The following is a 22,453-nucleotide window of genomic DNA, read 5'->3' on the forward strand; positions in this document are numbered from 1 at the left end:
CAGAGGCGCGTTCACCATTATCGAAGCGAATTGTTACGCACCGGCTGCATAGGTATAACGACTAACCAGGTTACCATTCGCGTCGCGTAATATTGCACTATCCCCTGTATTGTTCCAGATCGGGCGTCGTGCGCCCCAATACAGATTGGCGGCATCATCCGTCCCGCTCTTTGTCCACAGCTTCACTTCTGCGCCGCCAGCAAGGGTAAAAGCCGGGAAGGTGTAGGTGTGTTTGTTACCTTCGTCCACCAGTGTCCAACCGGTGAGATCAACCGTTTCGTGCGAAGCGTTGGTAATGACCACAAATTCACCTTCCAGATCATTTCCCGGCGGATCATACTCTATATACGTAATACTCACGTTCGGCGGTTCAGCAACCAGGCGCTCGATGTCAACAATCGACTCGGCGACTTCGTCGGTCAGTAGCTCGGCCACATCTTCTTCAATGGGTTCATTATCGGGTGCAGGTGTGGATGCTCCCGGTGCTGTCACCGGTTCAGGTGTGGATGCTCCCGGTGTTGTCACCGGTTCAGGTGTGGATGACCCCACTGCTGTCACCGGCTCAGGTGTGATCATCACGGTCAGATGTTGTTCGGTTGCGGGCTGCGGTTTTCTGGTTGAGGGTGCCGGCGCGTCCTCTGCCCAACGTTTGATCTCAGGCTCGACGATCCGGGCAAAATCACCGGGCAGACTGGCAAACCCGCGACTCAACTCGTACAGAGCGCGCTCGATATGTGTGCGGCTTTGGTTCGGTAAAAGACCGAGTGGCAAGCGGAGCAGCGCAAAACCAAATCGACCGACTTGAACTGTTGTCTCTGCAATCGCGTTGTAAAGCGGATCGTCGTGGTGTGTGCGGTTAGTCATCGCACCCTCCTCTGTACATCAGGCCGCGGTATCACACGAACAGCACTACTGCAAACTGGTTACCAAACCGGCATATTTGTCGGTCAGGATACGGGCGTGGTCTTCGCTAACTCCCTCGGCAATGACGTGGAAGAATGGCCCATCCGGGTCAGGCAGGATAAGCACCCATTCCTCACCCAGTTCAATCTTGATGCCGTCAATCTGCTCGCCGTGGCGCTCGTGGTATTGCTGGTTGAGAATGCGCATCACCTTACCCTTGCTTTCCCAGCGACACGGAACGCGGGTTTGCCAGAGGTAGTACGGCGGCAAATCCGCCAGTACCTCACTTAGAGTCGTCTGGTTAAGCGAAAGCAGCTCCATCAGGCGTGCAATAGCGAACATACCGTCGGCAACGGGATAGAAATGGGGAAAGATATAATTACCGGTGCCATCACCTAGCAGCAGGAGATCGGCGCGTTCAGCCGCCAGATTCATTAATGCGCCCAGATTGGCTCGTGTGCGAATGATGCTGCCGCCGTAACGGGCGGCGATCTGCTCAAAGGCGCGTGGTGCTGTCACCGGTACAGCAACCACTCCGCCACCGTTTGCCCGCATTGCCAGCGCGGTAATTGCTGCCAGTGCTCGCAGGGGATGGAGACGCCGGCCCTGATCATCGATCAGAAAAATCTTCTCGCCGCCAGGGTCGAGCCTCACACCAAATTGTGCTCCCACAACCGGTGTGATCTTGGTCAGCCGATTCATCGCCGCTTCAAAATCAGCACTCGTCTGAAAGACCATCCGTTCGTCGAGATAGACATTCAGCTCAACCGCATCGGCCTGCATGCGCCGTAAGATTTCGGCCATGACGGTGCTGGTACTGGTGTTGGCATAATCGATAACGATGGGAAAGCCTTTCCCGAATGCGGCATTCTGGCCCAGTGCGCGCATAAATGCGGCCCGGTAGGTCTCTTCAACGTCTTCACCGTAGAAGATACGCCCAATTTCATCAAGATAGGCTCGCCGGTAATCTTCCCGGAAGAAGGTGCTCTCGATTTTGCGTTCGGTTGCACTGTTAATATCCAACCCAAGGTGATTGAAAAACTTAATCTCGGCGACCCGATTGTCGAATGGTGAAATACGCACATGGACGCCACCGGCGGCGCCACTGGCGTGGGTGTAGTAGCGGGCAATCGGGATCGGCACATTACGCAAATCGCAGACATTCACCCCAGCCGAAGGCAGGCCGGCAATAATCGCCCGTTTCAGCATCCGTGGCGTGAAGTGCGCATCACGATTGATGGTTACCGTGGCGCCACGCGGCAGGGTGGCACCGTAGGCTGCACCAAGGCGGGCGCACATTTCTGGGGTGATCTCAATGTTGACCAGGCCGGTAATGCCGTAGCGCCCAAAGAGGACGCGCCGGCCTTGACTACCCCAGATAATGCTAGAGGTAACTGTCGCGCCTTCGTCAACCTCTTTCGAGGGCCAGATTTTGACGTTGGGTTGGACAACGGCGCCCGCGCCAATTTGCACGCCGTCACCGATAACGGCGCCCTCAAAGATCATGGCGCGTGAACGAATGTTGCACTGACGAAGCACAATCGCCCCACGCAATTCCGCCCGTTCACCGATGTACGAATTGCGCCAGATGATCGAGCGGTCGATGTTGGCCCGACTATCGACAATGGTGTAATCGCGAATGACGGATGGCCCGTGAATGATCACGCCACCCTTGATCTTGGCGCCATGGCCGAGATAGATTGGCCCGTGTAATTGGGCATCGGGCGCAATTTCGGCATCGCGGTCAACCCAGATGTCACCACCGATGTTGTGCCCGACGCGCGGCAGATTTACCTTGCCCGACAGGTAATCACCGCAGGCTCGCATATACTCCTCGATAGTGCCGACATCTGTCCAATACCCGTTTGCGATGTAGCCCTGGAGCCGGTCACCACGATGAAGCATGCGCGGAAAGACATCTTTTGACCAGTCGGTTACTTTGCCGCGTTCGATGTAGCTGAAGATGTCGGGATTGAAGACATAGATACCGGTGTTGACCGTGTCGGAAAAGACTTCTCCCCAGCTCGGTTTTTCGAGCAACTGCCGAATGCGCCCCTGTTCATCGGTGATGATAACGCCGTAATCGAGCGGATTGGAAACACGGGTCAAGGTGACGGTGGCTGTAGCGCCAGAGGCCATGTGATATTCGATAATTTGCGAGAGATTGAAATCGGTGAGTGCATCACCAGAGATAACCAGAAATGGTTCGGTCAATAAATGTTCGGCATTTTTGACACTACCGGCAGTACCGAGCGGCACTTCTTCCAGCGAATAGGTGATATTGACGCCATACGCGCTACCATCACCGTAATAGTCCTGGATAACATTCGCCAGATACTGCACTGTAATGATAATATCGGTAATCCCGTGGAGCTTGAGTAATTCAATGATATGCTGCATCACCGGTCTATCGACCAGCGACACCATTGGCTTGGGGCGATTAATCGTAAGTGGTCGCAGGCGAGTGCCCTCGCCGCCGGCCATCACAACGGCTTTCATGGCGGCTCCTGCAAACTATATGATACCGCGACGATAATTGCGCTTCGTAGCGGGGAACTGCTTCCGCACAAACATCTTTAGTATATCATGCTCCAAAGCTGACCGGCAACCTCTTGCCGAAAACCGCCTCTCGTGCTATACTCGCCAGCGGGGACGTGGCGGAATGGCAGACGCGCATGACTTAGGATCATGTGCCGCAAGGCGTGTGGGTTCAACTCCCATCGTCCCCACCATTCTTATCGTGCAGCATTAACGCTGCACGGTTTTTGTTGTAGCTTTGTGTACAGGCTGAGGGCGATCCGTCGTCGTTCGTGGTCAATACTCAAGATGGTTGTTTGTACCCTCCTTCCCAGGCTGAAAGCTTGCTTCAGCGGCTGTTGATCAGGCGGAATCTGGCTGATGTGAGCGAGGCCCTGGACACCGGGTAGCAGTTCGATGAAGATGCCGAAATCGGTGATGCCGGCTACTGTCCCCTGTACCTGCATACCTGCATTCAATTGCTGTGCGACCGCCAGCCATGGATCGGGGTGGACGCGGCGCATGCTGAGATTGGCACGGAGGCGCTGTTCATCGATGCCGGTAATGACGGCCTGTATCTCCTGGCCTGGGTGTAACGCATGGCGTGCATCACCGATCCAGCGCCAGTCGATCTCACCGACATGGACGAAACCCTCAATGCCACCCAGCTCAATCACTGCCCCGTAGCGGAGGACACGTAAAACGCTGCCATTGACAATCTGACCAATAGTCAGGCCGGCGAGTCGTTGTCGGCGTTGGCGGATACGTTCGTTGTACGTCTCAGAGAGCACTGTTTCTGGGACAATGCCGTTGTTGAATGACGATGCTGGTGACGCGGATTGCGACTGAAGCAACACGGCACACTGCGCCGCGTATGCCCGTACCTCGGCACTCTGGTCGTTGGTGGCAAGGTTGCTGATGATCGGGAGCGCCTCTTTGTCCTGCCATTCGACCAGGATGTTTAGAACCTTTTTGATCAGAGGACGGTGACGAACAACTGCCCGCTCCAGGAATGCCCGTAGTTCTGGTGCCGCCGCCCGATAGCCGGTCATGTGGAAGAACCGAATGACTTCGTTGAGGAGATGACGGCCTTCCTCGTTGAGCAACGGGAGCAGGGCCGGTGCTGCCTCGATGGCCTGTAACTGGATCAGAGTACGTACTGCCAGCGTCCGCAGGCCGACAACGTAGCGCGCAATCTCAACCAACAGCGGAATCGCAGCACGCGCCTGGAGCCGGGCCAGCGCCTGCATGGCCACACTGGCCGCCCGGCTGGGAATATGCTGTTGGCGCTCGTGCCAGGCGTCGATGCAATCTTCGAGCAGGCGAAGGAGGCCGGGAACAGCATTAACTGACCGGAGTATGCCGGCAGCTTCGGCGGCAGCAATACGGATGATCAGATGCTGTCTGTTGAGAAATTCCGGCAAGGTGACCGTTAGCGTGTGATCGCCAAGTCGCGCCAGCGCTGTGATGGCCGCGGCGACAATCGGTGGTTCGGGATCGTCGAGACAGGCAGCGATTTGGGCATGGGCCAGCGCTACCTGCCGTCGGCCTAGCGTCCTGATCGCTGCGGCAGCCACAAATGGTTTGGGATCATCGATAGCTGACAGCAGCGCGTCAATCACGGTTGGTGAAAGTGGCTTGCTACTGTAGCCAATTGCTTCGGCTGCCACTTCGCGTACCATTGCTCGCCGATGATGAAGAGCTGGTAAGGCCAGCTCTGGATCAACATCGAGCGTGACCAGACGACTGGCTGCACGGGCACGGGCCAGTTGATCGGGCGAATGGATCGCCCGTGCCAGTTCTTCGAGCTGATCGGTGAGTAGCTCGCTGAGCCGGTCACGGTCGCGGTAAGGATCGCCTTCGTAGTCATCCAGGTCTGTCATATACAGTTACCTGTGGTTAGATACCGCGTCCGCCAGCAGATGTCGTTGCACTTTACCGAGCGCGTTCCGCGGTAACGACGTGACGAAGTGAATGCGTCGTGGCCGTTTGTACGCAGCCAGATGCATTCGACAGAACTCAATAAGGTCAGCCGCTGTAACTGCCTGGCCGTTGGTCACAACCGCTGCTACCGGTACTTCACCCAGGTCAGGATCGGCTTCGCCGTACACTGCGCATTCAGCTACTGCCGGGTGTTGGGCAAGCACCTCCTCAACCTCGCGTGGATAGATGTTGTAGCCACCACTAATGATCAGGTCGCGACTGCGTCCGGTGATGTGGAAATAGCCATCGTCATCGACAAAGCCGAGATCGCCGGTATAAAACCAGCCATCAGCCGTGAAAGCGGCTGCGGTGGCTGCCGGATTTCGCCAGTAGCCGCGAAAGAGGTGTGGCCCACGCACCTGAATCTCACCGATCTGACCGGTTGGGAGTGGTTGACCTGTTGTCCGGTCAACAATGCGCGCTTCCTGCCCAGGGAAGGGCATGCCAACACTGCCGGGCCGCCGCTCGCCAGCGTAAGGGTTGGTCAGGTTCATTCCGGTTTCGGTCATGCCGTAACGTTCGAGTATCGGTTGACCGAAAAGACTGGCAAAATCGGCAAATGTCTGCGGGCTGAGTGGAGCTGATCCAGAAACAAAGAGGCGCAGGCGATGTTCCGGCACTCCCTGGTGGCGGGCAGCTTCGATCAACCGGATATACATCGTGGGTACGCCAAAGAAGAGGGTGATCGCCGGATCGTGCATGCGTTGGAGCGCAACATCAGCATCGAAACGGCTATGCAGTTCCAGACTGGCGCCGTTCCGAATGGTACCGTGAACGCCAACACCCAGGCCGTGGACATGAAAGAGCGGGAGCATCAAGAGCAAGCGGTCATGTTCAGTCCAGCGCCAGGCTGTGCTAATTGCAGCGCAGTTTGCGGCAAGGCTGGCGTGTGTATGGACTGCACCTTTGGCTCGACCGGTTGTGCCTGATGTATAGGCGATGAGTGCCATTTCATCAGCGGCGGGTGGTGTGAACAGCCCAGGGTCGGCAGGTGGCGCACCGCATAGCTCTGCCAATGGTTTGAGCAGATGTGGTCGCGATTCTGGCATTGCTGCCGTGATGAAGGCTTCATTCTCGGTCGTGGCCACAACAATTGCCGGCTCTGAGTCGGACAGCAGATGACTCAATTCGGTGTGGCGATACTGTGGATTTATCAGGACGACTGCTGCACCGGCCAGTTGGGCACCGAAATAGGCAGCGATGAACGCCGGCGTGTTGGGTAGCGCGAGGGCAATCCGATCACCTCGATTAATACCCAGACTGTGAAAGCGACCTGCCCAGCCGGCCACTGCCCGGGCCAGATCGGCATAGGTGATCAGATGTTGGTCAAAAACGATACATGGCCGATGTGGTGTTGTCTCGGCGTGTTGAAGCAGGGTAGCGACAATCGGTGATAACGACATGAGTAACTCCACAGTATCAGGCGAACACGAACTAAGGTCTGTTTGATGGGTTTGCCTATCCCCATTCCATTGTTGCGGGTCAGCTTTAAGAGTACGTTTGCTGTTGTTGTATTGCATTATAGCGAGGGCAGTCATCATCGTGAGTTACAAGATCACGACGAACGGCGAAGCTCTCGCGAGCCTCGCCGTTCTGTGGGGGTTAAAGAGGGCGCAACAGTCCCGTTACTTGTCGCGCTTTGCTTCACCGAGTGCGGCCTGGGCAGCCGCCAGTCGAGCAATCGGCACCCGATACGGTGAACAACTGACGTAGTTCAGGCCAACCCGATGGAAGAACTCGACACTGGCCGGATCACCGCCGTGCTCACCACAGACACCGACCTTCAGATCAGGTCGGGTTGACCGGCCCCGTTCGGTACCGATCTGCACCAGTTGCCCGACCCCACGCTGATCAATGGTCTGGAACGGATCATCGGGGATCAGCTTCTTTTCGACATAGATCGGCAAAAAGCGCCCTGAGTCGTCTCGTGAAAGACCGAGCGTAGTTTGGGTCAGGTCGTTGGTGCCAAAGCTGAAGAATTCTGCCACCTGAGCGATTTCATCAGCCACCAGCGCAGCCCGCGGCAGCTCGATCATCGTGCCAACCAGGTAGGGAACTTCAATCCCGGCTTCGGCAAAGACTTCGGCGGCAACCCGACGCACGATCTCCTCTTGCAGCTTCAACTCGCTCACATGGCCGACCAGTGGGATCATAACTTCGGGATGGACATCGATCCCTTCCGCCTTGACTTTGACAGCCGCCTTGAAGATCGCCCGTGCCTGCATTTCGGTGATTTCGGGGTAGAGGATGCCCAACCGACAACCACGGAAACCCAGCATCGGGTTTGCCTCGCGCAGGCTTTCAACCCGGGCCTTGACCTTGCGCGGATCGACGCCTAGCTTGTTGGCCAGCGCCTCGATCTCTTCGTCATCATGGGGTAGGAATTCGTGCAGCGGTGGGTCGAGGGTGCGAATCGTCACCGGTAGACCGGCCATTTCGCGGAACAGACCCTCGAAGTCGCCCTGCTGAAGCGGTTCGATCTTGGCCAACGCAGCCCGACGCTCTTCTACCGTGTCGGCCAGGATCATCTCGCGCATGGCATCGATCCGGTCACCTTCAAAGAACATGTGCTCAGTCCGGCAGAGACCGATCCCTTCGGCACCGAACTGACGGGCAACACGGGCGTCGCGCGGAATATCGGCATTGGCCCGCACACCGAGCTTGCGGAATTCATCGGCCCACGACATCAAGGTGGCAAAATCGCCCGAAAGTTCGGGTTCCACCGTCGGCATCTTGCCGGCGAAGACCTCACCACTACCGCCGTCGAGGGTAATCCAATCGCCTTTGCGGATCGTTGTCCCATTCACGGTCATTAACTGGTCGGCGTAGCTAATGCGCAAATCACCGGCACCCGCAACGCACGGTTTGCCCATGCCACGGGCAACCACGGCAGCGTGCGACGTCATGCCGCCGCGGGCGGTCAGGATAGCCTGCGCGGCCACCATGCCGTGAAAATCTTCGGGTGCAGTCTCGACGCGCACCAGGATCACCTTTTCGCCGGTTTTGGCCAGCTCCTCGGCTTCGTCGGGATCGAAAACCACTTTACCGGACGCAGCACCGGGTGAGGCCGGTAGGCCAACAGTCAGAGGATGGGCGTCCTTGCGAGCCGCAGGATCGATCATGGGGTGGAGCAATTGATCGAGTGCATGCGGATCAACCCGCTGAACAGCAGTTGCCCGGTCGATCAAGCCCTCGTTGACCATATCAACGGCGATCTTCACCGCAGCCGCGCCGGTGCGTTTGCCGGTACGGGTTTGCAACATCCATAGCTTGCCACGCTCGATAGTAAATTCGACATCCTGCATGTCTTTGTAATGCCGTTCGAGCTGCTTGGCAATCTGATGGAATTGCTCGTAGACTTCAGGCATCTCTTGGGCCAGTTTGCTGATCGGCTGTGGTGTGCGAATACCGGCGACGACATCTTCACCCTGGGCATTTACCAGATATTCACCGAAAATTTCCGGCTCGCCGGTGCTGGGATTGCGGGTGAAGGCAACGCCGGTTGCCGAGTCATTCCCCATATTGCCGAAGACCATGGCCTGGACATTGACTGCCGTGCCGAGATTATCGGGAATCTTGTTAACGCGGCGGTAATCGACAGCGCGCCGTCCATTCCATGAGCGGAACACGGCGGCAATCGCTGCGCGCAACTGCTCGAAGGGGTCTTCGGGAAAATCGACACCAACATCTTCCTTGATGATCGCTTTGAACTTCTCGGCCAGCGCCAACAACTCTTCGGTGGTTAGATCGGTGTCCTGGCGTTGACCGTGACCTTTCGCTTCGTCCATCTCGTGCTCGAAGCGATCACCGTCAACACCCAACACAATCTTGCCGAAGAGCTGGACAAAGCGGCGGTAGGCATCGGCGGCGAACCGGGGATTATTGGTGAGGCGCGCCAGCCCTTCGCGAGTCTGCTGGTTTAGACCGAGGTTGAGTACCGTATCCATCATACCCGGCATCGAGAACTTGGCGCCTGACCGCACCGAGACCAGGAGAGGGTTGGACGGATCGCCAAACCGTTTGCCGGTTTGCGCCTCGATATCTTTCAAGCCTTCCAGTACCTGTTCCCACATGCCTTCGGGGAACTGCTGGCCGTTTTCGTAATAGGCATTGCACGCTTCGGTTGTGATTGTAAAACCGGGTGGAACTGGCACCCCGGTTCGTGTCATCTCGGCGACACCTGCCCCCTTCCCGCCAAGGAGATCGCGCATCGACGCATTTCCTTCCCGGAAGAGGTAGACCCACTTCTTTGTCATAACCTGTTTCCTCCTTGAACAAGGCAGCTTTGTGAAGTCCTGGTGAGCTTGCAGTGATAGTGATGCCGGGCTACGCGACTTGCGTAACACACAAAAACCCTTCCTTCCGCCACCTATACCTGGGTTTCATGTTGTTTAGCCGGCTTCGCCTCGCCTTCATGGTAGGGAAATAGTACGAGAATACAATGGTAGATAACGCAACTGTACCGTACAGTATCACAACTGTGGTACGCTCTGAAATATGCAATGTGGATATGATCCACAAACCGTTCTCGTTCCGAATACATCCAAACGTCTGATCGCATCCCAACTGGCTCAACCAGCCTCACGCAAGGTTTTTACCCCTCGTGATGCGTTGCCAGGCGTCGAAAGATAGATGTATTGACCATCTACCTGTGCGTCGCAGCGCAACAGTGTGTTGTATGGACTCTTTTACCGGTGGCGAGAATGTGTTTGCTATCATACAATGAACCAATCGTATGGTCAAGGGAAGTGGCAATCCGGTGCGTGTTCAGGCATGGCTTCTGGACGCTGTATGACTGGTGCGCAAGCGAGATCGGGTGAGAGCGTGGTTTTGCTGTTTCTTGATGTTTGTGATGAGTTCAACTCATTGCAACCACCTCATCCGCGCTATTGCCCCGGCGGTGGCAGGGTCTGCCGTCTATTGCCTTGTGCAACGACGTGCAAGCGACTACGCATACCCTCAGACAAGCAGGGGATGATCCGGTGCAACGTGCTGTTTCTGTTAGAGAAGGGAGATGGATTCCATGAAGTTAGATTGGGATCGGTTGCGGTTTCCGCCAGATACGTTACGGTTGACGACCATCGAGACTCATGCTGCCGGTGAGCCGTTACGGATTGTCACCGGCGGTCTACCAGACATTATCGGGACAACGATCCTCGAACGCCGTCGTTTTATGCGCGATCACCTCGATCATGTCCGGCGAGCATTGATGTGGGAGCCGCGAGGTCATTTCAATATGTACGGTTGTGTGATCACGCCGCCGGTGAGTGCCGAAGCCGACGCTGGCGTGCTCTTTATGCACAACGAAGGGTACAGCACGATGTGCGGTCACGGCGTTATTGCGCTCGTCACTGTGCTGGTCGAGAGTGGCGCGGTGGTAGGAGAAGGTGATCAGGCGATGGTCACTCTCGATACACCTGCCGGGCTGGTGAAGGCAACCGCGCACCTTGAAAGCGGCAGAGTAATCCGGGTCTCATTTCGTAACGTCCCATCATTTGTATATGCACGCGATCTACAGGTTGATGTACCGGGTTATGGTCAGGTGGTGTGCGATGTGGCGTGGGGAGGGGCGTTTTATGCCGTTCTGCCGGCAGCCCAGCTTGGGCTTCGGGTAACCCCAGAACAGACAGCGGCGCTGGTTGTGGCAGGTGAAGCAATCAAGCGGGCGGTGAGCGATGTTCTACCGCTCCATCATCCTCACGATCCAGACCTGGGTTTTCTGTACGGTACGATCTTGACCGACCAGCCCGAAGATGCCGCTCACCATAGTCGCAATATCTGCGTATTTGCCAATGCTGAAGTAGATCGTTCACCGACGGGTACGGGCGTTTCGGCGCGCCTGGCTATTCACTATGCCAAAGGCGAAATAGCCGCCGGCGAGGAGATTGTGATCGAGAGCATTTTGGGCCGCCATAGCACATTTAGCGGGCGGGTGGTGGATTGTACCCAGGTCGGTTCGTACCCCGCCATTATCCCCGAAGTGAGTGGCCGGGCATTTGTGATCGGGCGAAGCGAATTTATTGTCGATCCGCGTGATCCGTTAGGGAGTGGCTTTTTAGTCGCGCAGATCGGATCGCCGTGATGTAGCACAGCGACGAGCGCACCGACCGCACTTGATAGGTGTGGTCGGTGCAGAAGCAACACCCATCACCAATCCTGACCTGCGTTCAGGGAAGCTGGCTGAAGCGGCGTGAGATCAGAGTGATAATCTCGTCAGCACTTTCCTCAATCGATTTGTCGGTGACATTGATTGTTGTCCAGCCGTGCTGCCGAAACGTTCTTCTGGCCCATTCCACTTCGTCGTAAGCTGCATCGAGACTGGTATAATTGCCGCCAATACTGACCCCCATCCGGCGCTGGCGCCAGCGGCGGCGGGCCGTGATCTGCTCGGCTTCCACGATTAAGCCAATCACCCGTCGGGGATCGACCTGGAAGAGTTCAGCCGGAAGTGGTACTTCGCGAACCAGGGGGACATTGGCAACTTTCCAGCCCAACACGGCCAGATACATACTGAGCGGGGTTTTGCCGACACGAGAGATACCGACCAGCACAATATCAGCCTGATGTAGCTCGTGAGGTTTGTTACCGTCGTCGTGCGCAACGGTGTATTCAATCGCATCGAGTCGTTCAAAGTAGGCCGAGCGGCGGGGCTGGTACAGGCCGGGTTTTCCGAGCGGTTCTTTGCGCAACACGGTGGCCAGGCGCGACAATACACTACCGACCAGATCGATCTCGGCGACACCACGTTCACGGGCCAGCCGCATCAGTTCACGACGGAGAGAGGGTTCCATCAGCGTATGCAGAATCGTTCCGTTCTGATGAGCTGCTCGTTCAACCACCTCGGCAATCTGACTCAGGTCGCGCACATTAGGGATAATAATTAAGGGCACTTCAGCCCCTTCAAACTGCGAAAGGGTTAGTCGGGCGACCTGCTCGCCGACGGCGCCGGCACCGCCGGAAACAATGTAGAGGGGAGGTGCGGTTTGCGAGACTGGCTGGTCACTCATTTGCAAGCGTCCTGTAATGCGTACAGCGCTGAAAATCCGGCACAATTGCTGTAGACGAAATAATGCGTATACTGATATGATACCACTAAAAGCGGACATAACGCAGCGAGCATGACTTATGGAAATCTTTTCAATCGACGGCGCGAAAATCCATGCCATTGATACCGGGCCGCGTAATGCCCAATTGGCGATCCTGATCCATGGCTGGTCAAGTTCATCGTTCGCGATGTCGCCTTTGATTCCACTGTTGAGTCGGCGTTTTCGCTGCATTGCCGTCGATCTCCCTGGCTATGGTGAATCGCCACCGTTGCGTGAACGAGCGACAATTGGTCGCTATGCGCAGATCATCGGTCGCCTGATAACCGGCTTGAGCGAACATCCAGCGGTGCTGGTCGGTCATTCGATGGGGGGGATGATCAGTGCGACACTGGCGTTGCAGATTCCCCAGTTAGTTGATCGGATGGTCTTGCTCTGCCCGACCATATCCGGGCGGTTATCATTCTGGATCAACACCTTTGTCTCACCGATCACCATGCTTGAGCGTTTTCCGCTCTTTAGCCGACTACTCGCGCTGCTTGAGCCGTCGATGCTCTATGTTACCGACAGCCTGATGAAACCGGCTTCATTTGCCGAGCGTTCGGCAATCAGCGAGGCCGACTATCTGCGGCTGCGGGCTGATGCCCGGCGACCGGGGCAGGGTCGGGTGCGGGCCGAATGTTTTGTGGCGATGCGTAATCAGGATTTGAGCGGACGATTGCGCGAATTGGAGACGCCGGCGCTGGTTATTTGGGGGGCGGAAGACAATACGGTGCCGTTGCGTGATGCAGGTGTGATCGCCGATGAATGGCGTAGTGCCGATCTGCGGATTGTGCCAAAAGCCGGACACTGGCCACACTTTGAGACGCCAGACGTGACGCTGCGCTATATTGCCAGTTACCTGGGTTTACCCTCGATTGTTGGTGAACCGGACATTCTGGTGCAGCCTGCCGAGGTGACGACCCAAATTACGGAGTTTCTGGCGAACTCGCAAATCGGTAGCGGTTTGAGTCTGGCTCAACGCACCCGGCTGGCCGCCCATTTAGAGCGACGCCGCTATCCACCCGGCACTCTGGTGGATCGCACCAATCAGGAATCGACCGATCTCTATCTGGTGCAGGAAGGTTCATTAGAGGTCTGGAGTCCGCCGTTGGAGGGCGATCCAGATAGTCAACGCCTGTTGATGACGGTTGTTGCCGGTCAAATTACCGGTGAGATGTCACTCCTCGATGGGGGCAGGCGAAGTGCCGATCTGCGGGCCGGTGAAGATGGAGTAACGATTCTGGCCTTGCGACGCGAACGGTTACGGGCACTGGCCGAAGACGATCCGGCGCTTGGAAATGCGGTACTCTGGAATATTGCTACTGCCCTGGCTTTACGCTTGCGGCTGGCAAACTGGCAACAGCAGGGATTGGTACGTCAGTTACAGGCACTCAGACAGTAGACATAGCGAGAATAGCATCCTATGGAAACAACAAAGCATCGTTTCAGCGAACTATCGTGGCCTCAGCTTGGATTACTGATTGGCGGTGATGGACTGGTGTTCATCATATTTGCGCTGTTGGGGCGCAGCTCGCATGGATTGTCCGATGAGCAGCCGCTACTCGCGGCGGTGCGCGTAGCCTGGCCCTTCTTCGTTGGCTGGCTGCTGGTTGCACCGTGGACAGGAGTACTCCGCCAGCACCCACCCTTACGGATGATCGGGCTGTCGTTGGGAACATGGCTGGTTGCATTGCCGGTTGGTCTTTTGTTGCGGTGGTTTCAGCTTGGCCGGTCTAGCCCGTTCAGTTTTGCGTTGGTAACCTTTCTGACGGTGGCTGCCCTCTTGATCATCTGGCGGGGTGGTTACAGTTGGTGGATGATGCGACGGACGATATCATAAGCAACGCAACAGAACCGGCGGGCAAGCGTGGCCGGTGCCCGCCGGTCAGCCTCATAACGCGAGAGCACGAAACGCGCTGTTCATTCATCCTCCCCGACAGCGACTCAGCCGCCCGTCTCAGAAGGATACACCTGTCACACCCCAACTGCCAGCTCAAGCGGCAATCGCTCCTCGATCCAGTAGCGTAGACCGGGATAGTGCAACTCGATCCCCAAATCGTGACGCATACGGGCATTACTCAGGCGAACCGATGCGGTTAATGCCCCAATCACCGAGCGGTCGATACCGGCGCGCAGCCCGACATTGGGATCGAACGTGCGTGGTGGCAACATCCCAAGTCGGCGTCGCACTTCACTGACAAGATCGATCAGGCGTAGTGGCTCGTCATCACCGACATTGTAAATCGCACCGATTTGACCAACTTCGGCAGCCCGCAATAATACCTCTACTGCATCGTCAACGTGAATATGGGGGACGAAGTTGCGTCCATTACCGTAAATCGTTAACTGACCACTGGCAATCGCTTCAAGTGGATCACGGTCGGGGCCATAGACGGTAGCCATACGCAAGATAATGGCCGGGAAGCGATAGGCTCGTACTGCCTGCAATACCGTCTGTTCGGCGGTGGCAAAGATGGAGCCAAGCGGATAAGAGGGTGCAACCGGGCTATCTTCGTCAACCCAGCTCTCGCCGTGATCGCCGTAGGCGGCGATACTCGACGCCCACAGGTAGGTACGCACCGTGCGAGAGCGGACCGACATCGCAATCAGATGCTGGTTGCCATCAATGTAGAGGGCGCGTAGCAGTGCCGGATTATCGATTGGCATCCGGTTCGTGAGATTGAAAACAACGTCAATCTCGTCAGTAATCCCATCGATGGTTTCGGGGCGGGTGAGATCACCGATCCAGACTGCCATCCCACGAGCGGCAAGGCGTTCAACAACTGGATCTTCGGCGCTGTAGACAAGACCGCGCACGCGATGGCCGGCGGCTAAGAGACGCGCTGCCAGTCGCGAACCGATGTATCCCGCCGCGCCGGCAATCAAGTAATGAGTCATAGGTCACCTCGTCGTGTAGGGGCGGGTGACTTCACTGACACCGCCCGACTGTCATAGCAGGCTGCACATCGGTGGATGCGGTGCTTGTCTGTGAAGGTGCAGCAGGTTGCTCATTATTGTAGCACGTGATACCCACAGTCGCTAGCGGAAATTTACCTGACAAAAGCTGGGCAATAGGTGGACTGGAATGTAGAGGTTTTAAACATCCGGGCAGGAGGTTGTTACTACAGGAGAGGTAGGGAGTCTCCACGCTCTGATGGTAGAACTTATTTCATCCAGGTTGCTACCTTTGTGATCACAGAGACACGGAGGGCACAGAGGATGGGCATAACCCGGGTTGCTACCGTGAGGCGTGACGTAGCGCGTCCATAGAAACTGGCTGCTCCTCACATCGTTCATGCGGTTACGCCATCCGGTGTTGTGTGCAACATCGTGCTGTACAGCCGTGGCCTGCTCACAGCATAGATGGCAACTTGAGTTATTTCATAAAAGCTGTGCGGTCGTGCTACCCACCATCGCACAGGCTCAGGAACACTTGTCCGCTCACCACACCAACGATGCGGTTATTCCTGCGAAGTGATCTACTCTCCAGGCAGGCAAGTCCCTTCACCGTCTGCCCGCTTGATTGCCTCGCATAGGTTCTGAACAGCGGCTAAATCCGGTAAGCATGCAGGGGTAGAGCAATCTCTACCCCTGCATGGCGTTTCTGACAGGTTACCAGACACTAGTTACGGAATCCGTTCGTAAGCCGGTAAGGTCAGGAATTCCACAAACTCTGGATCGGTTGTAATCTCGTCAAACAGCTCGGCAGCCTCTTCGTAGCGACCGTCTTCGTAGGCGGGACCGAGTATCTCACGAACCTTGTGCAGCTCTTCAGGCAGCATCTGCCGGAAGAGTTCCACCGTCACTTTGCGACCATCCTCCAGTACACCCTTCGGGCTGCGAATCCATTGCCAGATCTGGGCACGCGAAATCTCGGCGGTGGCGGCATCTTCCATCAGGTTGAAGACCGGAACACAGCCGTTGCCGGCCAGCCAGGCGCCGAGGTACTGGATCCCAACGTTGATATTCAGGCGCATACCCTGCTCGGTGATCGGTTTTTCCGGCCCAAATGCCAGGAGATCGGCAGCAGTTACCTGCACATCATCACGCTGACGGTTAATCTGGTTCGGCGTTGGCATTAGCCGGTCGAACACTTCCATCGCCACCGGAACCAGACCGGGGTGGGCCACCCAGGTGCCATCGTGGCCGTCAGAGGCTTCACGCTCCTTGTCGGCCCGCACTTTTGCCAGCGCTGCTTCATTGGCAACCGGATCGTTCTTAATCGGAATCTGAGCCGCCATACCACCCATCGCGTGGGCGCCACGGCGGTGACAGGTCTTGATCGCCAGCAGTGAATATGAACGCATGAAGTGGGTAGTCATCGTAACCAGTGCCCGGTCGGCCAGACAGAAGTTGGGGTCGTTGCGGAACTTTTTGATACACGAGAAGATATAATCCCAGCGTCCACAATTCAGACCGGCTGAGTGGTTGCGCAGTTCGTAGAGAATCTCGTCCATCTCGAACGCCGCCAGAATCGTTTCGATCAAGACCGTGGCCTTGATAGTTCCCTGGGGAATGCCGCGCAACTCCTGGGCCAGCACAAAGATGTCATTCCACAACCGTGCTTCGAGGTGGCTCTCCATTTTGGGCAGGTAGAAATAGGGGCCACCCTGCACATCGATGGCAGTCTGGGCATTGTGGAAGAAGTAGAGACCGAAGTCGAAGATAGCACCAGAGATCGGCTCACCATCAACCAGCATATGCTTTTCGTTGAGATGCCAGCCCCGCGGGCGAACAAACAGGATGGCCGGATTGTTGTTCAGGGCGTAGTGCTTGCCTTCAGGGCTGGTATATGTAATGGTACGACGCAGAGCATCGCGCAGGTTGATCTGGCCTTCAACCTGATTCTGCCAGGTTGGCGTATTGGCATCTTCAAAATCGGCCATGAACACCTTTGCCCCTGAATTGAGCGCATTGATGATCATCTTACGGTCAACCGGGCCGGTAATCTCAACGCGCCGATCCTGAATCTGGGGTGGGATGGGGGCAATCGTCCACTCGCTCTCGCGGATATGGGCTGTCTCAGGCAGAAAATCCGGTCGCTCGCCTGCATCAATTGCGCGTTGACGTTCAGCGCGGCGGGCAAGCAGTTCCAGACGACGGGTATTGAAGCGGCGGTGGAGTGTGGCCAGAAATTCCAGTGCTTCGGGAGTGAGAATCTCGGCGTATGCGGGAGTAATCGGTGCGGTAATCGTCACGCCAGCCGGTAACCGGGAGGTGGTCATGCAAACCCTCCTTTCATAATGTGAAAAACCTTTTCGCCAGTCATTATACCAGAAATCGGTTATCACGTTGTGCAGCGGCAAGGTTGTGTGTGCCGAAATATATCACCACAGAGACACGGAGGACACAGTGGATGGGTGTAACCTGGGTTGCTACCGTGAGGCGTGACGTATGACATCTACAGGAACTGGCGGCTCCTCGTTGCTACCTTATATCTCACCACAGAGACACGGAGGACACAGAGAATGGGTGTAACCCGGATTGCTACCGTGAGGGGTGACGTATGACATCTACAGGAACTGGCGGCTCTTCACATCGCGCATGTGGTTACACTCTATGGTGTTGCGTGCAAGGTTGTGCTGTTCAGCCTGGCAGTCAGCCGCCGAGGTCTGCTCACAGCGTAGGTGGCAACTTGGATTATACTAGAACTTGTTTCAAAAAACATCTACCAGAAGTTATCTCATTCTACCGACCGACTCCAGGATCGTGACAGGCACACCGCATCCGCGTGACCAGCCGGATCAACAGCATGCCACGCACCGGATCGTAAGCACGGCTGGCGCGGCAGCATGGCTGCCGCACTCCAAACGACGCAACACACGGATGATGGGCGAGCAAGGCAACCAATGCAGCACGTGATGGCACTGGAGATGGTTATTAGAGCGCGATAGGACAGCTTTTTATGACATAAGTTCTAACTCAAGTTGCTACCTTTATCACCACAGAGACACGGAGGACACAGAGAATGGGTGTAACCCGGATTGCTACCGTGAGGGGTGACGTATGACATCTACAGGAACTGGCGGCTCCTCACATCGCGCATGTGGTTACACTCTATGGTGTTGCGTGCAAGGTCGTGCTGTTCAGCCTGGCAGTCAGCCGCCGTGGTCTGCTCACAGCATACGTAACAACTTGAGTTGAGCAACCACAACGTCCACCGCAACCAGGAACTCCGGCGCAGCGCTCAATGCTCCCCACTTCCGCACTGCAGGAGAAGGAGCGGGGATGAGGACGTTCTGGTCGTCCTCAAGTCCTATCCCTGCTATACGCTCGAACGTTCTGCCCGCCCTGCAAGCTGGCGGGGACAGGTAGGAAGACTTCTCTATGACCGGCAGGATGCTCGGTGCGACACGCGCGTGGCGTCGATCACGGTCGGTGTGGAAGCACGGCTTCCGCACTCCAATCATTTACCCGTATATACCACGTAGTCGCGCCATAAGCCGAAAAACCGGGTACAATAGAGGCGATGTACCATTACACGAGGAAGCCTATGCCAGAGTATATCGCCACTATTGGTCTTGAGATTCATGCTCATGTGTTAACTGCCTCGAAGATGTTCGATGGATGCAGTACCGATTATGCCGGTGCACCGCCGAACACACGTGTATCGGTGGTGAGTCTCGGTCTCCCTGGTGCACTACCGGTACTGAATGCCCGTGCGGTAGAGCTTGCAGCGCTCTGTGGGCTGGCGCTCGGCTGTCGGGTGAACGAGCGCTCAATCTTTGCCCGCAAGTCGTACCCTTACCCCGATCTGCCGAAGGGCTTTCAAATAACCCAATACGATGAACCACTCTGTAGCGATGGTGCTATCGAGATACGGACTGCTGCCGGTGAGGTGCGTCGCATCGGTATCGAGCGGCTGCATATCGAAGAGGATACCGGTCGCCTGATTCACAGTCCTGACGGTGCCTCACTCATTGACTACAACCGCAGTGGAATGCCACTGATGGAGATTGTTACCCGACCTGATATTCGTACTCCTGAAGAGGCGCGCCTGACGTTCGAGAAGATTCGGCAAATTCTGGTCTGGATTGGTGCCAACAGTGGTAATCTCGAAGAAGGTGCATTGCGCTGTGATGCCAACGTGAGTGTCCGCCCGGCAGGCTCTGAACGCTTTGGGGCGAAGGTTGAGATCAAGAATATCAATTCGTTCCGGTTTGTGGAACGGGCATTGACGTATGAGATCGAGCGCCAGATCCGCATTTTAGAAGCCGGTGGTACTGTCGAGCAAGAGACGCGCGGCTGGCGAGAGGATCTTGGCCGTACCGAAGGGCAGCGCTCGAAAGAGTACGCGCATGACTACCGGTATTTTCCCGAGCCTGACATTCCGCCACTGGTGCTTTCGCCAGAATGGATCGCTGCTCGCCAGGCTGAATTACCTGAGCTGCCCGATGCCCGCCGGGCACGGCTGATGGCAACCCACGGCCTATCGTGGCAAGATGCCGATTTGCTAACGCAGGAACGGGCAATTGCCGATTATTACGAGGCGGCAGTCGCAGCAGTTAACCGTCCTGATGGCGCAAAAGAGGTTGCGAACTGGGTGTTGAACGAAGGGTTCCGTTTGCTGAAGGATCGGGGCGAGCCGGCAACGGTGCTGATCGAACGGATGCCGGTACAGCGATTGGCAACGCTCATTGATCTGGTACAGCAGGGCACGATTACCCGCGTCGTGGCCAGGCAGCTCTTCGAGGAGGTGTTTACGACCGGCGCCGATCCGGCAGCACTGGTGGCCGAGCGTGGTTTGACGCAGATTAGCGATGATGGCGCCTTGCTGGAAGCAGTACGTGCAGCGCTGGCCGATGAAAAAGCGGCAAAAGCGATTGCTGAATATCGCAAGGGTAAGACAACGGCCATCCAGTTTCTGGTGGGTATGGTCATGCGGGCAACAAAGGGGCAGGCGAATGCCCAGCGGGTACGTGAATTGTTAGAGGCGGAACTGCAATGACGCTGGCCGGTGACGAGTCTACTACAGTCAATCCACTCACGCTGATGGAGTCGGCGCGGGAAAAATACACCCTGGCGCGAGCGCGTCGCGAGGTACCGGAACTGGCCCTGCTCAGCCTGCATGGTGCGATTGAGGATACGTTGCGTGCTCACCTTTTGCGCATCAGATCATCGGCAGCGCTCGGCCCTTTTGCCGGTGTCCTGACGGCGATGCAGACGCTTGATCAGGCGCCACTTAGTCCAGAGGAGGTTGATGCTGTCCAGCGTCTGCATCGACTGCGTGGTCGGATCGCCCGTGGCGAGCATCTGGCGGTGACCGGTGAGACTCTGGCGGCCTATCAGCGGCTGGCGGTCATGCTGTTACCCCGGTATGGGGTGCAGGTTGTACCGCCAGCCGAACCGGATCGCCCTCGATCAACCCGACCCTTGCAGGCGCGGACAACGCTGCCTGACGATGAGCCGGTGCAGGTACGTCTCCGTGATCGCCATACGCAGTACGATGATGCACGGCGGATCCGGGCACTCGGTGATCGGGGTCTGTCCGATCCGATGGCTCGCAATGAGCGTGTGCCGGTTGTGCCGGGCTGGATTGCTCCCACCTTGATTATTGTGAGCATTTTTGTGATCGGTATGGCAGTTGCCCTCTTCCTGCAAAACCCAACGCCATCGGTGTTGCCGACGGTCACTGTTGGCGGGTTGTCGCCGGTACCGACCGGTCAGGCTCCGGGATTAGCACCAGGCGAAACACCGATTACCGGACAAACGCCGTCGCCTGCATTTGCAGACGTTACGCCAACCACTGAAGCACCACCAACTGCTGCTCCGACAGGACTGGCAGTTGGAAGGAGAGCGACTGTCAGTAGCGAAATACCTGCTCTCAATGTTCGGGTTGAGCCGGGGACCAATGCGGCAGTTCGAGTTGCTCTGGCACCCGGAACCGAGGTGGAGATTATTGCCGGCCCGGTTGAGCGCGATGGACTGACGTGGTGGCAGGTGCGGAGTGCCGGTATTGAGGGATGGTGTGCCGGAGAGTTGTTACAACCATTACCGTAAATAGTGGTATAATGGGAAGCCGAACAGTTACGGTATGGTGCGCCGGAGTGGCGAAAAGGCAAACGCTGCGGTCTTAAAAACCGCTGGGGGAAACCCCTTACGGGTTCGAGTCCCGTCTCCGGCACCATGGTGCGATGAAGAGCGGCCATCATGGTCGCTCTTCTGATTCTGTTCAGAGTGGGGCGAAGTCTGATGGCACGGTTATTCTATTGAGCGATGACATCAGAGCAACTCTGAGCGTAGGGTAATGTTAAATCTTCATGACAGTTTCCTGCCATCGGGTCTATGCACGACGCAGATCGTCCGGCGAACCCGGCTGTAGGGGCGGGTGCGGTAGGGGCGGGTTTAGAACCCGCCCCTACAATCCTGTTACGAAGGAGTCCGGCGTGTCCAGCGCCAGCTTTCCAGCAGAAGGGTGAGGCCAACGAGCAAGAACAAACCGGGTAACAGTAGTCGTGGTATGAGAAACAGTACCCCTAGCCCGAACAGCCAGATGGCGTTACGAATGCCCGAGGTAAGTGTTCCCCGCCGCAGGTGAATGATCATCTGGGCAATGCCGAGTACCATGAGAAAGTTGGGCCAGATCATCGGTGGTAGCCGGAAGATGACCGGGATCAGGAGTGCAGCACCGATGAGCAACAGGGTAATCCCTGCATCAAACTCGTCGAGACGTGCCTGTCGTGGTTGAGGTGGGGAGACGGTACGTGGCACGTTGCTGGCTGGTTGTCCGGCACTACGCTGAATGGCTTCGCCGCAATACACGCAAAAGCGCGCATAGGGTGGATTGGCGGTGCTGCATACCGGGCAAGTAATGGCTGCATCAGCCGTCGGTGGTAGCTGAATGGTTTCACCGGTTGCTACACGTACCGCAGTGCCACATTCGATGCAGAAGCGAGCATCATCGGGTAATACTGTGTTGCAGCGGGGGCAATGCATAGCCTTCCCTTTCTATGCTTACCGTGAAG

The 22,453-nt window shown here is 56.7% G+C and carries 14 protein-coding genes and 2 tRNA genes; 7 read left to right on the top strand and 9 right to left on the bottom strand.

The features are described 5' to 3' along the window. Nucleotides 1-33 precede the first annotated feature (33 nt). Both CAUR_RS15580 and CAUR_RS15585 read right to left on the bottom strand, forming a co-directional pair. Nucleotides 34-864, bottom strand: a complete 831-nt coding sequence (locus CAUR_RS15580) for a lamin tail domain-containing protein (RefSeq protein WP_012258811.1) — start codon at nucleotides 862-864, stop codon at nucleotides 34-36. A gap of 45 nt (nucleotides 865-909) precedes the next feature. Then, nucleotides 910-3,402 (bottom strand): mannose-1-phosphate guanyltransferase, encoded by a 2,493-nt coding sequence (locus CAUR_RS15585; protein ID WP_012258812.1) that lies wholly within the window; start codon nucleotides 3,400-3,402, stop codon nucleotides 910-912. 149 nt (nucleotides 3,403-3,551) lie between these two features. Here CAUR_RS15585 and CAUR_RS15590 point away from each other — a divergent pair. Next, a tRNA-Leu gene (locus tag CAUR_RS15590) sits at nucleotides 3,552-3,635 on the top strand. A 3-nt stretch (nucleotides 3,636-3,638) separates the two neighbouring features. Here CAUR_RS15590 and CAUR_RS15595 read toward each other — a convergent pair. From CAUR_RS15595 to ppdK, 3 genes are all read right to left on the bottom strand, one after another. Then, nucleotides 3,639-5,303: a S1 RNA-binding domain-containing protein gene (locus CAUR_RS15595; protein WP_012258813.1), complete on the bottom strand. Its 1,665-nt coding sequence runs from the start codon at nucleotides 5,301-5,303 to the stop codon at nucleotides 3,639-3,641. 6 nt (nucleotides 5,304-5,309) lie between these two features. Continuing rightward, nucleotides 5,310-6,806, bottom strand: a complete 1,497-nt coding sequence (locus CAUR_RS15600) for an acyl-CoA synthetase (RefSeq protein ID WP_012258814.1) — start codon at nucleotides 6,804-6,806, stop codon at nucleotides 5,310-5,312. Nucleotides 6,807-7,028: 222 nt separating this feature from the next. Continuing rightward, on the bottom strand, nucleotides 7,029-9,659 hold the full coding sequence (gene ppdK / locus CAUR_RS15605; protein ID WP_012258815.1) for a pyruvate, phosphate dikinase: 2,631 nt from the start codon (nucleotides 9,657-9,659) through the stop codon (nucleotides 7,029-7,031). Nucleotides 9,660-10,426: 767 nt separating this feature from the next. Between ppdK and CAUR_RS15610 the strand changes: the two genes are divergently transcribed. Continuing rightward, nucleotides 10,427-11,485 carry a proline racemase family protein gene (locus CAUR_RS15610; protein ID WP_012258816.1) on the top strand — a complete coding sequence of 353 codons (1,059 nt, stop codon included), beginning with the start codon at nucleotides 10,427-10,429 and terminating at the stop codon, nucleotides 11,483-11,485. 85 nt (nucleotides 11,486-11,570) lie between these two features. Here CAUR_RS15610 and CAUR_RS15615 read toward each other — a convergent pair whose 3' ends face one another. Then, nucleotides 11,571-12,410, bottom strand: coding sequence for a pyruvate, water dikinase regulatory protein (locus CAUR_RS15615; RefSeq protein ID WP_012258817.1), 840 nt, complete (start codon nucleotides 12,408-12,410; stop codon nucleotides 11,571-11,573). A 118-nt stretch (nucleotides 12,411-12,528) separates the two neighbouring features. On the opposite strand from CAUR_RS15615, the gene CAUR_RS15620 reads away from it, so the two are divergent. After that, entirely contained in the window at nucleotides 12,529-13,890 is a 1,362-nt protein-coding gene (locus CAUR_RS15620; RefSeq protein ID WP_012258818.1) for an alpha/beta fold hydrolase, read from the top strand. Between the two features lie 21 nt (nucleotides 13,891-13,911). Next, nucleotides 13,912-14,328: a DUF3054 domain-containing protein gene (locus CAUR_RS15625; RefSeq protein ID WP_012258819.1), complete on the top strand. Its 417-nt coding sequence runs from the start codon at nucleotides 13,912-13,914 to the stop codon at nucleotides 14,326-14,328. Between the two features lie 134 nt (nucleotides 14,329-14,462). Here the strand turns inward: CAUR_RS15625 and CAUR_RS15630 are convergent, their stop codons facing one another. Continuing rightward, nucleotides 14,463-15,386 (bottom strand): NAD-dependent epimerase/dehydratase family protein, encoded by a 924-nt coding sequence (locus CAUR_RS15630; protein ID WP_012258820.1) that lies wholly within the window; start codon nucleotides 15,384-15,386, stop codon nucleotides 14,463-14,465. 728 nt (nucleotides 15,387-16,114) lie between these two features. Then, nucleotides 16,115-17,713 (bottom strand): malate synthase A, encoded by a 1,599-nt coding sequence (aceB, locus tag CAUR_RS15635; RefSeq protein ID WP_012258821.1) that lies wholly within the window; start codon nucleotides 17,711-17,713, stop codon nucleotides 16,115-16,117. Nucleotides 17,714-18,981: 1,268 nt separating this feature from the next. Between aceB and gatB the strand changes: the two genes are divergently transcribed. From gatB to CAUR_RS15655, 3 genes are all read left to right on the top strand, one after another. After that, nucleotides 18,982-20,436, top strand: coding sequence for an Asp-tRNA(Asn)/Glu-tRNA(Gln) amidotransferase subunit GatB (gene gatB / locus CAUR_RS15645; RefSeq protein ID WP_015909331.1), 1,455 nt, complete (start codon nucleotides 18,982-18,984; stop codon nucleotides 20,434-20,436). Beyond that, nucleotides 20,433-21,488 carry an SH3 domain-containing protein gene (locus CAUR_RS15650; RefSeq protein ID WP_012258823.1) on the top strand — a complete coding sequence of 352 codons (1,056 nt, stop codon included), beginning with the start codon at nucleotides 20,433-20,435 and terminating at the stop codon, nucleotides 21,486-21,488. Before gatB ends, CAUR_RS15650 begins: the two co-directional genes overlap by 4 nt. 41 nt (nucleotides 21,489-21,529) lie before the next feature. Continuing rightward, nucleotides 21,530-21,615 (top strand) — tRNA-Leu (locus tag CAUR_RS15655). Between the two features lie 242 nt (nucleotides 21,616-21,857). On the opposite strand, the gene CAUR_RS15660 is transcribed toward CAUR_RS15655, so the two are convergent. Beyond that, nucleotides 21,858-22,424 (bottom strand): zinc ribbon domain-containing protein, encoded by a 567-nt coding sequence (locus CAUR_RS15660; protein WP_012258824.1) that lies wholly within the window; start codon nucleotides 22,422-22,424, stop codon nucleotides 21,858-21,860. Between the last annotated feature and the right edge of the window lie 29 nt (nucleotides 22,425-22,453).

The organism is Chloroflexus aurantiacus J-10-fl, assembly GCF_000018865.1.
Lineage (GTDB): Bacteria > Chloroflexota > Chloroflexia > Chloroflexales > Chloroflexaceae > Chloroflexus > Chloroflexus aurantiacus.